Source organism: Angelakisella massiliensis, assembly GCF_900104675.1.
Classification (GTDB): Bacteria; Bacillota; Clostridia; order Oscillospirales; family Ruminococcaceae; genus Angelakisella; species Angelakisella massiliensis.
On record NZ_LT629945.1, the window covers coordinates 2,543,500 to 2,556,879 of the forward strand.

Sequence of the window (13,380 nt, forward strand, 5' to 3'; positions counted from 1 at the left end):
CAAGGTTCCAGAGCAAAGGGGTTTTTTTCTTCTTTCTATCAGGCTGTTCCATGGGCCTTGAAAGACTACAATTTTAACAGCCTTTATCCGCCGGCATTGTTCTTCTTCAGGCCCGGACAGTTTCCGCGGCTCTGCGGCGGATCATCAGCAGCAGACGGCAAAGGCCTATGGCCAACAGGATGTGTCCAATTCCCGCGATGCCGGAGATGGAAGCATCCAGTCCCCGGGAAAGCGGGGACCCCAAGACTTGAAATACACCCCGGATCAGCAGCAAGGCGGCAGTCAGCCCCAAACCGCAGTGATAAAACAGCAGGCTGCGCTTCAAGCTCCGTTCCTCGCCGTTTAAAAGCAGTGCCGGTTCCAGAGCAATGAGCAGAAGCATCACTCCCGCCCCCAGAAGCAGTAAGTGAGGATGGACCAGTCCCAATGCGGTACGCCCGGAAAATCCCTGGAACTTGGTAAACTCCCGATAGAATACCCCGGCAGCCAGCCCGGCGATCACATAGATAAAGGCAGCGTCAGCAAGTTTTTTCTTCATTTCAGATTCCTTCCTTTCTCATCCTTCCAGCCCATCCAGACAATCCAGACATAGGCCAGGGTTTTGGGAATCATCAGTGTTCCCACCAACGGGTAAATATCCGACCACAGCACCACCGGGATATAGAAGCCAAAGGACAGGGTGATAGCAAGCCACATCCATTTCATGGCGGGATCCCGATCACCGGAGGCTTTGCGATAAAACAGCACAATCATCAGCAGTCCCAAAATGGCAAAGGGGATGTTCCGCCAGATGCCCCAGGACAGGGGCGGCATGGGAGAAAGCCAGTCATTCTGCGGCATCAGACACAAAATGATCCGCACTCCGGCCAAAATCCCCACCACGGCATCCAAACCTCTGGAATTTTTTACCTCATAGCGTTTTTTCCACACCAGATACAGCAGCAGATAAAAAATGGTCATTGTCACTGAGGTGACCAGCTTGCCGAAGCCCAGGGAAGCGGCATGGGCTTCCAGTCCTCCATTCCACAGTGCCCAGGCTCTGGGAACCAGATGAAAAGCGTCTCCGCAGCCCAGTACCACCGCCATGGTGCCAAAACCCCGGCGAAGGCTGCCCGGCTGACCCTGGCGGATCATCAGTACCCCCAAGGTGATAACCGTGGTCAAATACCAGATATCAAATAAAGTCTCCATAATAGCCTGCATGGCTTATTCCTCCTTGTTTTCTTGCTTTTTCACTCCCGCCTGTGTGGAGCGGCGATATAAAGAGCTTTCCAACACGGCGATAAAAAATTCCGGTGATTCCTCCCCCCGCAGCAATGACAGAAGAAGATTATCAAAAATCCACTCCGCTGCCCGTGCCGGATTCATCACCTGATTCCAGGTTTCCGTGGAAATATCAGGGTCCGCCAGCAGCAGCTGTTCCAGCCCTTTGGTCACCTGATCAAAGGGCGGACGGCGGCTCAGGGGTGTTGCGCTCCCCTGACGATCATCCGGCAGCAGCGCCCGTATCCGTTTTGGTCCCAGGGGCCGCAGACTTTCCCACAATCCCTGATAAATGATATGGATATGGTGCACCAGATCCGGCCTGCCGCCTCCCCTCGGACCGGGCATGGAGGTAAACAATCCCTTCCAGAATTGCTCCACCACTGCCAGAGTAAGCTCCTCTTTGTCCCGGAAAAAATTGTATACCGTACCTACCGAAACGCCGCAGCGGGCGGCAACCCGGCGGATGTTCAGCCCTTCAGGACCCTCCTCCGCCAGAACCGCGGCAGCCGCTTCCAGCAAGGCTTCCCGGGGACGGTCAGAAAAAGGATTCATTGTGTCACCTCCATTTGAACATTGTTCATATCCATAGAATATCCCATTCATCTGCTTTTGTCAAGAAGAATTTGAACTTTGTTCAAATGCAATATTTGCCGTCTTCCTCACTTGAGTAACCAATTTTCTTTTGCTATGATAAAAAGTATCCCCAAATTGAGGACGAAAAGTTCTTTTTTATCACCAGTGGGCCAAAAGAGTACAAAACTTATTTTTCACAGGACAGTTTTATTAAAATCACAAATATCCGACCTGCCCACCACCCACTGCAAAGGGACCAAAAGCGGGAATATGGGCACAGGTTTCATTGGAATCAAGAAAAGTTCTGTATATTCTGGCAGTGTATCAAGCTTTGGGGTATTCCAGCTTCTGTATTGCAGAAAACAGGAAGCCAAGGGGACAGTATTGCTCCCTTTTGAGGACAGCACGAAAAGGATTTGACTGAGAGGAGCCGAAGAACAGATGGAAAATTTCCTGGCACTGTGGAACCGGCCATTGGAAAATACAGAAATACTGGCGATCCTTGGGGCAATCGCCCTTTTGATTTTATTGAGTATCTGGAGAGATTCGAGACGCCGCGCCGCAAATGCCAAGCGATTTTCCCGCAAGCATCCCGGAGCGGCGCTCATCTGCCTGTATTTTGGCGGCCAGCCTGCATACAAAGGCGATTTGACCTGTGAGGAGGGAATCGTCTGTTCCCCTTTTCTCCTTTCCGCTGCCCACCATCCCGGGAGAGAAAAAGGGCTGGCTTTTTATGCCTCTCCGGGGCTGACGACTGTACGGCTGATGCTGCGGGCGCCCAAGGGCGCTTCCGGCGGGGCGGCAGTATCGGGACGCATTTCTTTTCAGGCTGAACCCAATGGCGTATACCGTGCTCAGATTTGGCCTGATGGCCGCACAGAGCTATCTTTGCTCAAAGGACGGGAATTTCATTTTGTGGTGGAAGAACAAAAGCCTGCCCCACAGCATGAGTTTCCGCTGTCAGAACCGACCCGCCCGGAAATCCTGTCGGATTTTCATTTCCGTGAATTTCGGCGGCTTTTAGGCTCCTGTCTGTGCCTTCTTCTGCTGCTGGGTTATCTAGTGGCAATAGGAGGACTGCCCGCCATTGTACTGGCAGCGCCGCCGGCCTTATGGATAATGATGCTGATGGTAGCCTTCACAGTGGGGACCCGCAGCTTCCATCAAACCTGGGACACGCTCCCCCTGCAGCGGCAGGAGCAGATCCAGCTGGAGTTCCAGCAGCCGCACCCCATCTGCAAGCTGTTTATGGGAGAGGTCCACCTTCTTTCCCATTGCCTGATCTGCCGTCACGGCGGCCGCCTGTCTTTGATCCTTGTTGATGAAATCGTTTCGGTCCGAAGCCTTCGTTATGGCAAAACCTACGGCATGGCCAAAAGTTTAATTCTCCAAACCACATCCGGGAAAACCTTCCAACTGGAATTTTGGGCCGGAGGGCAGGCGGAACTGCCCAAGGTGGAAAGCTGGATCATGGAACAGAACCCCCGTGCAACTGTGATGGACAGTTAACTTTCTTTGCTGCGATCATATCCAAACAAATCCCGGAGCAAAAATAAAGCGAAGTGAAACAGCCACAGGTTCCATTTTTCTAAATACTTAGTTATACCCGATCATATTTTTTGTGTTTGTATGTGGGACTAAATCCATATGAAAAGCCCATGAGAAGCGTAACCTGCCCTGAACTCCAGCCCGGAAGAAAAACATCGCCGTTTCCACTTTCTCCGGACGCGGGCCGCAATTGCAGGCAAAAAACCAATTGGGCGCGCGACTTGGCGCCGGGCCCGTGCCCGGTTCTCTGAAAACGAGAGCGGATTCTCGCGCTTTGGGGTGGCGTTCCGGTAGACAAAAAGCTAGAATCAGGGCAGAACCATCCCAAAAATCAAAACCCACGCAGGAGGAATCAGTTATGGAATCAAACGCCATGGGGGCTTTCATTGCCGCTTTGCGGAAAACCGCCGGTCTTACCCAAAAAGAGCTGGCAGACAAGCTTCATGTTTCGGACAAATCCATCAGCCGATGGGAACGGGGAGAAGGGGCGCCAGACCTTTCCCTGATCCCGGTCATCGCTGAACTGTTCGGCGTCACCAGCGACGAACTGCTCCGGGGACGCCGTCAAAATGTTCCTTCATCGGAACAGGAGGAACCTTCCCTCAGCCCCAAACTGCGTCAGAGGGTACTGGCAGCCAGCTTTTCCCGCTATAAAAGCCGCAGCGCCATTGCCGCCGGACTGTCAGGATGCGGCTTGCTGGCGGCACTGACTGGGAATCTGGCTTTTCTTCGTGCCTATCTGGGCTTTTTTGCCGGAGCGGTCTTTTTTCTGGCGGCAGCGATAACGCAGCTTATCTGTCTCAACAGTGCTTTCTTGGCGGTCAGCGGTGAGGAATTTCAGCAGCCCCAGGTGGATGACTACCGGTATCGGTGCGTTCTTTGGGCGGAGGGAATCCTTGGACTGACAGCGGTACTGTTCGCTTTTACTCTTCCTCTGGTACTGCTGACGGGGGACGCCTATCTGGGTCTGAGCGGCGACAGCCTGATGGCTTATGGTCTTCCCTTTTCCCTGGCAGCAGTAATCTTTTGGTGCTGCGTGGTGTGGCTGGTCAATCACCAGCTGATACGAAACGGCAGACTGCGGCCCTGTAATCCGGAGCAGGCACGGTATCGGTCCTCCCTCAAGGGTTGGTGCGCCGCGGGATTGGCAGTTCTGCTTACCGTAACAGGATTCGTTCATCAAGGGCTCAAGGGCTTTGGGGACCCCACCCTCATCTCTGAAAAGATCGTCTTTGAGGACTTTGATTCCTTCAAAGAATTTATGGAACAGGATATTCCCTGGGACCCATCAGACACTGCGGCAGATCAGGCAGTCCCTCCTGCTCCCGTGGGGCCGGTCCAGTATTATGATGAAAGCGGCAATCCCATCACTGAGGAGGAGGCTCTTACTGAAACCATCACCGATAATCAGGGAAACATTTTATGTACCTTTCTGCGCCGCAACCAATCTGTCTGGAGCTGGAAATACGGTCATTTAGATGGAGAAATTCTGCCCATCACCGTTTACACACAGCAGCATCTTGAACAGGCCCGAAGAAGGATGGCGCTGATGGACCAGGTGTTCGGACCCATATACTGCCTGGAGACAGTGGGCGCGGTGTTTGTTTATTTCCGCCTTCGGCAGAAAAAGCGGACCAAAGTATAAGATCATCCGGGAATGGGCCCGGCGAAAACATTCCTTTTCCCAGTTCTCTTGACATTTTCTGCCCGTTGTGATATGTTAACGGCAGTTTCATTATTTTGCCGCCGGGTAAACGCCAGGAACCATTCCGTCAGGCCTCAGCAGGGATGGTTTACAGGCGTTTTTTATTTTCATATTTCAAACAGGAGGTTTATCAGTGATGTTTCGGGAAATGAGAAGAAAAAAACAAGCCCTCTCCCATGAAAAAGCCGTGGAGATCCTGCAGCGGGGCAGCTGCGGTGTTCTGGCTTTGCTGGGGGATGAAGGATATCCCTACGGGGTTCCTCTCAGCTATGTGTGGGATGATGGACGGATTTATTTCCATTGTGCAAAAGCGGGACACAAACTGGATGCCATCCGGGGCTGTGAAAAGGCTTCCTTCTGCGTCATCGATCAGGACGACGTCAAGCCGGAAACCTATACCACCTGGTTCCGCAGCGCCATCGCCTTTGGCCGGATACACATTCTGGAGGAAGATTCCCGGAAACGGGCCGCCATTGAAAAATTGGCTCAAAAATATGCCCCCAATGATACAGCTGAAAATCGCAGCAGGGTCATTGATTCCGAGTGGGGGCCCTTGTGCCTGCTGGAAATGACCGTGGAGCATCTTTCCGGCAAGGAAGCCATTGAGCTTGTCCGGGGCGGTAACGCATGATTTTTCATGATGGCTGTGAGGCGCTGAACCATACCTGATTTCTTTTTCACTGGACGGCAAAAAACAAGCGCACAGGAGGATATCTGTCCATACCCTTCTGTGCGCCTGTTTCATTGTGATGCTGAATCTTTTTCTGTCAGCTTCTTCCGGCTTTCCGCCTTATTTCAAGTGTCATCGGCTTACATCCATATGATTATTCCATCGGCTTCATGGTCTCCAGCAGACTATCCAAAGGCTCCGCTGAGGTCACTGCCACACCGGCGATCTGCATCAGCCAGCCATCCCGCACCTGTACCCAGATCACCTGCCGGGCACTTGTGCCGGTGGGAGTAAGGGTAACCCCACATTCCATCCGCAGCCAGGTGCTGCCTGCAATGGTGACCGCTGAAGGTTCAGATAAATCGGGAAAGTATTCCAGCAGACTTTGACGGAGCGTATCCGCAGCCTGTACACTGTCCCCTTCCGCCCAGGACATACACTGGAACTGGAGACTGGCCGCCAGCTCATCATTGATGATGGTCAATTGGGTCAGCGCCTCGCTGTCCTGACGTTCTCCATCGATCTCCTTTTGCTCCATCTGGCTTTCCGCCAGACTGCTGGCGGTGTCCAGCTCCCCGGAGGACAGGAATCGCCATCCGCTGGAAAGCTCAAGGGAAAAGTCAAAAAAGCTGCTTTCCAGATGAGTTTCCCCCACCCCTTTGAGCAGCTCCTCGGGCGTGGGAGCTTTCTCCTGTTCAGAGGCGGACGAACTGGGGGTGGATAAAGACGGCTCACTGGAAGCGGATGAGGAGGCTTCCTCCTTTGTCCCGCAGGCGGCAAGGGTCAATAATCCAAAAATCAATACCAGTGAAATCAACTGCTTCATGGAACTTCCTCCTGTTCCGTTTTTTTACATGAAATCTTGCTGTTAGTATGAGATGGAAAGGCGAAAAAATACCTTGTACGGATATTTTCACACAGACGAAAAGTACTGTTTCTTCCCTTTCCTTCTGTCTGTCTATCATATCACAGTTTTCCGCTGCTGTCCCCCCCTTTTTCGACGGCGAAGTCTGTGCTATACTGGTGGACAGGACCATGATCAAGGAGGAAGAAACATGGGAATGAATGAAGCAAAAGAACATTTGAGGGCCATGGGGCTGGAGGAGCGGATCATCGTTCCTGAGGCGGATACCGCCACCGTGGAACTGGCGGCTCAGGCTCTGGGGGTGGAACCGGGCCGCATCGCCAAAACCCTCACCCTGCAGCATGGAGAAAGCGCAATGCTGCTGCTCACCGCCGGAGACACCAAGATCAATAACGCAGCTTTCAAGGCCCGTTTTCACTGCAAGGCCAAAATGCTTTCCCCAGAGGATGCCCTGCGTTTTACCGGCCATCCCGCCGGCGGAATCTGTCCCTTTGGACTGCCGGCTCCGCTGCCGGTGTATCTGGACGTTTCCTTAAAGCGCTTTGACACTGTTTTCCCCGCCTGCGGCACTGCTCATTCGGCAGTTCGTCTGACCTGTGAGGAGCTGGAACGCGCTTCCGGAGCTCTGGAATGGGTGGAGGTCTGTGTATTAAAATAACCGTTGCCCAGCCGACACGTTTTTTGCGGAAGGCTTTATGGGTTCCCTGTAAATTTGGGGGAACAACGGCATCGTTTAAAAAGAAACGGGAGCCCTTCTTTTCAGCTACTTTTTCACTCTTAAAGGATGAATGAACAACACTCTGACCAAAGTCAAACAGAAGGAGGTTTTACGGATGAGCAGCCAGCAAAGCAGCCATGGCATGACCGACATGACTCAGGGCCGCCCTGCCCGTCTGATTTTCTTTTTTGCCCTGCCTCTTTTGGTGGGAAACATTTTTCAGCAGCTGTACAATATGGTGGACAGCATCGTGGTGGGCCGGTATGTGGGAACCATCGCCCTGGCCGCCGTCGGGACAGGCTTTCCCCTGATTTTTATGCTCAGCTCCCTGTTCATGGGGCTGGGCATCGGCGCAACTGTCATGGTAGCGCAGTATTACGGCGCTCAGGATCATGAAAAAGTGCGCCGCACAGTGGACACCATCTATACCGCCCTGGTGGTGGGCGCCATTCCCCTGACCGTCATCGGACTGCTTCTGACCGACCCGCTGTTATGGCTGATGAACGTTCCCGCCGATACCATGGCTGACGCCCGGACCTATGTTCTCATCGTCTTCGGCGGCATTGTGGGAACTTTGGGCTATAACGTCAACGCCGGTATCCTTCAGGGATTGGGGGACAGCCGTACTCCCCTGCTGTTTCTGGCCATCGCCTGCGTGATCAATATCGTGCTGGATCTGACCTTTGTCATCGTCTTCCACATGGGCGTGGCAGGAGTGGCCATCGCCACCATCATCGCTCAGATTTTCAGCTGGATCTTCGGCATCTTCTATATCAACCGCAAGTATCCCATGCTTCAGATCCACCCCTTCAGCTTCCGCTTTGAACGGCAGCTTTTTTCCCAGCTGATCCGCCTGGGTATTCCCGCCGGAATTCAGCAGGCCCTTTTCTCCCTGGGCATTATGACCCTTCAGGCTCTGGTCAACCGCTACGGTGCGGACTTTATTGCCGGTTTCAATGGCGCAAACAAGCTGGACACCTTCGCCTTTATGCCCATCCAAAGCTTCTGTACCGCCGTGACCACCTTTGTGGGACAAAATATCGGCGCCGGACGAATGGACCGGGTCCGTTCCGGAACACGCTCCGCACTGGTGATGTCCTGGGGCTTCTGCCTGGGCGCAAACCTGCTGCTGCTCCCTTTCGGCCCGGTATTCATGCGGATGTTCAGCACCTCCCCCGCCGTTATTGACGCGGGTATGGCCTATCTCAACCGGGTTCTTCCCTTCTATTTTCTGCTGGCGCTGTTTTTCACCCTTTCCAGCGTCATGCGGGGAGCCGGTGAAATGATGATCCCCATGATCAGCAGTATCCTTTCCCTGTGGCTGGCCAGAGTGCCCGCCGCTTATCTGCTGGACGCTTTGTTTGGGCGGGACAATATGTTCTTCTGCTATGTGGTGGGCTGGCTGGTGGGCGTCATTGTCTCCGGTGTCGCTTATTTCCATGGAGGCTGGCGGAATAAAGCCGTGGTGACACAGCAGTCCTGAAGTCTGTTTTTGCCTTTGAGAAAAAAATTGATTGCAATATGGGGAAAAATGGAGTAAACTTTTCACCATGAATCGTGACAGCGTTCCGGAGTCGTGGAGTATTTCCCGCCCGGTGAGAAAGGAGTCCCCATGAGCATCGCAGAAATTTTCGCCCGCAAAAAGACCGAGGGCCGTCCGGTATTTTCCTTTGAGATCTTTCCGCCCAAGAAAGACAGTCCGGTGGATACCATCTATCGTACCCTGGACGGTCTCCAGGGAATGTCCCCGGATTTTATCAGCGTCACCTTCGGCGCGGGAGGCTCCGGGAAGGATCAGCCCACCCGGGATATCGCTGCGCTCATTCAGGGACAGTACCATATCCCGGCTCTGGCCCATCTCACCTGCGTCAACTACAGCCGCCAGGAGATCGCCTCCCTGCTGGAGGACCTGAAAGCAGCGGAAATCACCAATATTCTCGCTCTCCGGGGAGATATCAATCCCAACATTCCGCCCCACACAGATTTTCATTACGCTGCGGAACTGATTTCCTTTATCAAAGAGCAGGGAGATTTTCACGTCTCCGCGGCCTGCTATCCTGAAGGACATTGTGAGTGCCCCGATCTGGTCACTGATGTGCTCAACCTGCGCAAAAAGGTGGACGCCGGGGCGGAACACCTGGTCAGCCAGCTGTTCTTTGATAACAACCTCTTCTATTCCTTTGTGGAGCGGGCCCGTATCGCAGGGATCAACGTTCCCATCGAAGCGGGTATCATGCCGGTGGTCAACAAACGGCAGATCGAACGGATGGTTTCCCTCTGCGGAGCCAGCCTTCCCGCCAAGTTCAGCCGGATGATGAGCCGCTACAGTGATCGCCCCGAAGCCCTTCGGGACGCCGGCATCGCTTACGCTGTGGATCAGATTGTGGACCTTATTTCCAATGGTGTGGAAGGTATCCATCTGTACACAATGAACAATCCCCAGGTGGCTCGGCGGATCTGGGACAATGTTTCTTCCCTGCTGTAAAAAAATCATTTCCTCCATCTGATGGATTTTTCATAAGGGATGAAGGGCGGCTTATTCGCAGATTGTTTTCTGAAAGAAAGGAAACATACGGCTGCGGCAAACAATGCCTTCCTTCTTTTCCCACCATCAGGGGATTCCAGCAAAAAGCGCCGGGAGTTCTTTTTGAATTTCCAGCGCTTTTATCAAATGGCGGAATGCGCCGAAGCTTTTGCCGCGGGACATCCCTCAAAAGGCATTGGCCGCCACCGTTTTAAGGTCAAACCCGTGCATTGGTGGGACTTTATTCCCTGATTGACGGTAAAAGTTTGATTTTTTCAGCTGAAAGGAACACTGCCCATGGAAATTACTCTCGACTTTGAAACCTTTCCTGTTGGAGAGGCTTTGCGTTATCTGGGCTGTGCCCAGCAGGACGAGGATTCCCGGCGTCTGGTAACAGAAGCTCTTGGACCTTTGCTCTCATCGATCCACCCCCGCTACCTGTGGCGCCTGCTGCCCCTGGAACGCATCTCTGACAAGCTGTCCGCGGGAGGACTGCCTCTGGAGGGCTCTGATATCCGCCGCCACCTGGAGGGGTGTGACCGGGCGCTGCTTTTTTGCGCCACCCTGGGTCATGAAGCAGACCAGCTGCTGCGGCGGACGCAGGTGGAGGATCTGTCCAAAGCCGTGGTATTGGACAGCTGCTGTACCGCCGCCATCGAAGAGGTATGCGACAGAGCGGAGGAACAAATGAAAGCCCGCCTGCCGGGAGCTTTCTTTACCACCCGTTACAGCCCTGGTTATGGAGACCTGCCTCTTACCATTCAGGAGGCCTTTCTGTCCCTGCTGGAGGCCCCCAAGCGGTTGGGATTATGCGCCAGTGACAGCTCTATTCTGACCCCCCGCAAATCGGTCACCGCCATCATCGGCGTATCGGAGCACCCTCTCACCCCTGCAGGTCAGCGGCGTTGTGAAAGCTGCTCCGCACGGGAAAACTGCCCTTACCGGAAAAAGGAGGAATATTGTGGACGTTAATACTTTACTGAGTTTGGACCGGCCCATCCTGCTGGACGGCGCCATGGGCACCATGCTGCAGCAAAAGGGATTGCCCGCCGGGGCCCCTCCAGAATCGGCGGCCTTGGAGCATCCCCAGTGGCTGCTGGATATCCACCGTGCCTATCGGGAGGCTGGCTCAGATATTTTGTATGCCGACACCTTCGGCGCCAGTGAAAAAAAACTGGCTCGCTGGGGGCTGACCCCGGAGCTGGTGATCCCCGCCGCGGTGGATCTGGCCCGTCAGGCAGCAGCCGGAAAAGCCCTGGTAGCGCTGGACCTGGGACCTATCGGTCAGCTGCTGGAACCGGCGGGGACCCTCTCTCCTCTGGATGCCTATGAAATATTCGCCCGACAGGTACGGGCTGGAGCCGCCGCCGGGGCCGACCTGGCGGTCATTGAAACCATGACTGATCTGGCGGAAATGCGGATGGCCTTGCTGGCTGTGAAGGAAAACAGCTCCCTGCCGGTGCTGTGCACCATGACCTTTGAGGAAAACGGCCGGACCTTCACCGGCTGCTCCGCCGCCGCCATGGCCCTTACCCTCACCGGAATGGGAGCGGACGCCATCGGTCTCAACTGCTCCCTGGGACCCGCCCAGCTGGCCCCTATTCTGGAGGAAATGGCCCGCTATACCAATCTTCCCCTCATTGCCAAACCAAATGCCGGTCTGCCGGACCCTCTCACCGGCGTTTACGATGTGACCCCAGAGGAATTCGCGGGGCAGATGTCCCTGCTGGCTGACCGGGGGATCCGGTTCCTGGGCGGCTGCTGCGGCACCTCTCCCGCCACCATCGCCGCTCTCCGCCAGGCTGTCTCTGGCAAGGTCAGCCGCCGGAAGGTGGTGGAAGTGCCTGCGGCTGTGTGCAGCGCCACCCAGGTGGTGCCCCTGGACCGGGTGCGGGTTATCGGCGAGCGGATCAATCCCACCGGCAAAAAGAAGTTCAAGGAAGCGCTTCTGCGGGAGGATATGGACTATCTTCTGGGACAGGCTTTGGAGCAAACCGCCGCCGGAGCTGATATTCTGGATGTGAATGTGGGGCTGCCGGGCATCGATGAAAAGGAGATGATGGTCCGGGCAGTAAAAGCGCTGCAGGGTGTGACCGGCGCTCCCCTTCAGATCGATTCCACCAAGCCGGAGGTTCTGGAAGCAGCCCTGCGGGTTTACGCCGGAAAGGCCATTGTCAACTCAGTCAGCGGCGAGGAACGCTCCCTGTCCACGGTGCTGCCGCTGGTAAAGAAATATGGAGCGGCAGTGGTGGGCCTGACCCTGGATGAAAAAGGCATTCCCAAAACCGCCGCAGAAAGGTTCGACATTGCCCGCAGGATTCTGGACCGGGCTGTTTCCCTGGGGATTCCCCGCCAGAATGTGTACATTGATTGCCTCACCCTCACCGTTTCCGCGGAACAGGATTCCGCTGTGGAGACCCTGGAGGCGGTTCGCCGGGTGCGTCAGGAGCTGGGGCTGCAAACGGTACTGGGGGTATCCAACATCTCCTTTGGCCTGCCTGCCCGGCCTCTGGTGAACCAGGCTTTCCTCACCATGGCCATGGCGGCCGGACTGACACTGCCCATCCTCAACCCCAACCTGGACGCCATGATGGCGGCGGTGCGTTCCTTCCATCTCCTCACCGGCAAGGACCGGGATGCCCGGGAATTTGTAGCTGCATACGGCGGCGACACCTCTCCCGCCCCTGCCGCTTCTCCATCCTCCCCTTCCTCCGTAACGCTGGAATACGCTGTGGAACATGGCCTGAAAACAGAAGCCGCCGCAGCGGCCCGAACCCTCTTGGAAACTGAGGAGCCGATGACGGTAGTCAACACCCGGCTGATTCCCGCCCTGGATGTGGCAGGCAGCCGTTTTGAAAGTGGAAAAATCTTTCTGCCCCAGCTGATCCAGTCCGCAGGCGCCGCCCAGGCCGCCTTTGAGGTAGTCAAGGAGAAAATTTCCACCTCATCCGGCTCGGTGAGCAAAGGGACAGTGGTTCTGGCCACCGTGAAAAACGATATTCATGACATCGGCAAAAATATCGTTAAAGTGCTTCTGGAAAACTACGGCTATACGGTGGTGGACCTGGGACGGGATGTTCCCAAAGAACAGGTTGCCGACGCGGTGGAACGGCACCATGCCCCCCTGGTGGGACTGAGCGCTCTGATGACCACCACCCTTGGGAGCATGGCGGAAACCATCGCTCTGCTGCGGCAGCGGGAACTTCCCTGCAAGGTGATGGTGGGAGGCGCGGTGCTTACCGCCGATTATGCCGCCTCCATCGGCGCCGATTTCTATGCCCGGGACGCTAAGGAAGGGGTGGACATCGCCCGACAGGTAATAGGATAAGCTGAGGTTCCTTCCAAGGTGCGTGGACAATCTTTGTTTTCCGTTTTTCCTGCCAACGCCTTCTTTTGCTGTCCGGCTAAATCAGCCGCCAAAATATTCATGATTTAAAAAGCCCCTGGAAAGACTTTTTTCTTTCCAGGGGCTTTCAGCCTGTAAAAAAACTGCTTCAAAGAAGAATTAAAT

At 54.8% G+C, this 13,380-nt stretch carries 13 protein-coding genes; 9 read left to right on the forward strand and 4 right to left on the reverse strand.

What is annotated here, in order from left to right:
- Positions 1-106: 106 nt before the first annotated feature.
- The 3 genes from BQ5383_RS17535 to BQ5383_RS17545 are packed head-to-tail and all read right to left on the reverse strand — an operon-like array spanning position 107 to position 1,818.
- Entirely contained in the window at positions 107-538 is a 432-nt protein-coding gene (locus BQ5383_RS17535) for a DUF2871 domain-containing protein (RefSeq protein ID WP_071434186.1), read from the reverse strand.
- Positions 535-1,203 carry a hypothetical protein gene (locus BQ5383_RS17540; protein ID WP_071434188.1) on the reverse strand — a complete coding sequence of 223 codons (669 nt, stop codon included), beginning with the start codon at positions 1,201-1,203 and terminating at the stop codon, positions 535-537. The genes BQ5383_RS17535 and BQ5383_RS17540 overlap by 4 nt, the downstream gene beginning before the upstream one ends.
- A gap of 3 nt (positions 1,204-1,206) precedes the next feature.
- Positions 1,207-1,818, reverse strand: a complete 612-nt coding sequence (locus tag BQ5383_RS17545; RefSeq protein WP_071434190.1) for a TetR/AcrR family transcriptional regulator — start codon at positions 1,816-1,818, stop codon at positions 1,207-1,209.
- A gap of 462 nt (positions 1,819-2,280) precedes the next feature.
- On the opposite strand from BQ5383_RS17545, the gene BQ5383_RS17550 reads away from it, so the two are divergent.
- The 3 genes from BQ5383_RS17550 to BQ5383_RS17560 all read left to right on the forward strand — a co-directional run bounded on the left by BQ5383_RS17550 (position 2,281) and on the right by BQ5383_RS17560 (position 5,723).
- Positions 2,281-3,348, forward strand: coding sequence for a hypothetical protein (locus BQ5383_RS17550; RefSeq protein WP_071434192.1), 1,068 nt, complete (start codon positions 2,281-2,283; stop codon positions 3,346-3,348).
- 397 nt (positions 3,349-3,745) lie between these two features.
- Entirely contained in the window at positions 3,746-5,032 is a 1,287-nt protein-coding gene (locus BQ5383_RS17555; protein ID WP_071434194.1) for a helix-turn-helix domain-containing protein, read from the forward strand.
- A 196-nt stretch (positions 5,033-5,228) separates the two neighbouring features.
- The gene (locus tag BQ5383_RS17560) at positions 5,229-5,723 is read left to right on the forward strand and encodes a pyridoxamine 5'-phosphate oxidase family protein (protein ID WP_071434196.1); all 495 of its coding nucleotides are present in this window, start codon (positions 5,229-5,231) and stop codon (positions 5,721-5,723) included.
- Between the two features lie 193 nt (positions 5,724-5,916).
- Here the strand turns inward: BQ5383_RS17560 and BQ5383_RS17565 are convergent, their stop codons facing one another.
- Entirely contained in the window at positions 5,917-6,588 is a 672-nt protein-coding gene (locus tag BQ5383_RS17565; RefSeq protein ID WP_071434198.1) for a hypothetical protein, read from the reverse strand.
- A 229-nt stretch (positions 6,589-6,817) separates the two neighbouring features.
- On the opposite strand from BQ5383_RS17565, the gene BQ5383_RS17570 reads away from it, so the two are divergent.
- The 6 genes from BQ5383_RS17570 to BQ5383_RS17595 all read left to right on the forward strand — a co-directional run bounded on the left by BQ5383_RS17570 (position 6,818) and on the right by BQ5383_RS17595 (position 13,197).
- Positions 6,818-7,285 carry a YbaK/EbsC family protein gene (locus BQ5383_RS17570; RefSeq protein WP_071434200.1) on the forward strand — a complete coding sequence of 156 codons (468 nt, stop codon included), beginning with the start codon at positions 6,818-6,820 and terminating at the stop codon, positions 7,283-7,285.
- 175 nt (positions 7,286-7,460) lie between these two features.
- Positions 7,461-8,828, forward strand: a complete 1,368-nt coding sequence (locus BQ5383_RS17575) for an MATE family efflux transporter (RefSeq protein ID WP_083390049.1) — start codon at positions 7,461-7,463, stop codon at positions 8,826-8,828.
- A 129-nt stretch (positions 8,829-8,957) separates the two neighbouring features.
- On the forward strand, positions 8,958-9,830 hold the full coding sequence (metF, locus tag BQ5383_RS17580; RefSeq protein ID WP_071434202.1) for a methylenetetrahydrofolate reductase [NAD(P)H]: 873 nt from the start codon (positions 8,958-8,960) through the stop codon (positions 9,828-9,830).
- A 39-nt stretch (positions 9,831-9,869) separates the two neighbouring features.
- Entirely contained in the window at positions 9,870-10,121 is a 252-nt protein-coding gene (locus BQ5383_RS17585) for a hypothetical protein (protein ID WP_071434204.1), read from the forward strand.
- A gap of 45 nt (positions 10,122-10,166) precedes the next feature.
- Positions 10,167-10,841, forward strand: coding sequence for a hypothetical protein (locus BQ5383_RS17590; RefSeq protein WP_071434206.1), 675 nt, complete (start codon positions 10,167-10,169; stop codon positions 10,839-10,841).
- On the forward strand, positions 10,831-13,197 hold the full coding sequence (locus BQ5383_RS17595) for a homocysteine S-methyltransferase family protein (RefSeq protein WP_071434208.1): 2,367 nt from the start codon (positions 10,831-10,833) through the stop codon (positions 13,195-13,197). The genes BQ5383_RS17590 and BQ5383_RS17595 overlap by 11 nt, the downstream gene beginning before the upstream one ends.
- The last annotated feature ends 183 nt before the right edge of the window (positions 13,198-13,380 follow it).

Coding starts and splice junctions, on each gene's coding strand:
- BQ5383_RS17535 (WP_071434186.1), bottom strand. CDS start 538: ATGAAGAAAAAACTTGCTGACGCTGCCTTTATCTATGTGATCGCCGGG.
- BQ5383_RS17540 (WP_071434188.1), bottom strand. CDS start 1,203: ATGCAGGCTATTATGGAGACTTTATTTGATATCTGGTATTTGACCACG.
- BQ5383_RS17545 (WP_071434190.1), bottom strand. CDS start 1,818: ATGAATCCTTTTTCTGACCGTCCCCGGGAAGCCTTGCTGGAAGCGGCT.
- BQ5383_RS17550 (WP_071434192.1), top strand. CDS start 2,281: ATGGAAAATTTCCTGGCACTGTGGAACCGGCCATTGGAAAATACAGAA.
- BQ5383_RS17555 (WP_071434194.1), top strand. CDS start 3,746: ATGGAATCAAACGCCATGGGGGCTTTCATTGCCGCTTTGCGGAAAACC.
- BQ5383_RS17560 (WP_071434196.1), top strand. CDS start 5,229: ATGTTTCGGGAAATGAGAAGAAAAAAACAAGCCCTCTCCCATGAAAAA.
- BQ5383_RS17565 (WP_071434198.1), bottom strand. CDS start 6,588: ATGAAGCAGTTGATTTCACTGGTATTGATTTTTGGATTATTGACCCTT.
- BQ5383_RS17570 (WP_071434200.1), top strand. CDS start 6,818: ATGGGAATGAATGAAGCAAAAGAACATTTGAGGGCCATGGGGCTGGAG.
- BQ5383_RS17575 (WP_083390049.1), top strand. CDS start 7,461: ATGAGCAGCCAGCAAAGCAGCCATGGCATGACCGACATGACTCAGGGC.
- metF (WP_071434202.1), top strand. CDS start 8,958: ATGAGCATCGCAGAAATTTTCGCCCGCAAAAAGACCGAGGGCCGTCCG.
- BQ5383_RS17585 (WP_071434204.1), top strand. CDS start 9,870: ATGAAGGGCGGCTTATTCGCAGATTGTTTTCTGAAAGAAAGGAAACAT.
- BQ5383_RS17590 (WP_071434206.1), top strand. CDS start 10,167: ATGGAAATTACTCTCGACTTTGAAACCTTTCCTGTTGGAGAGGCTTTG.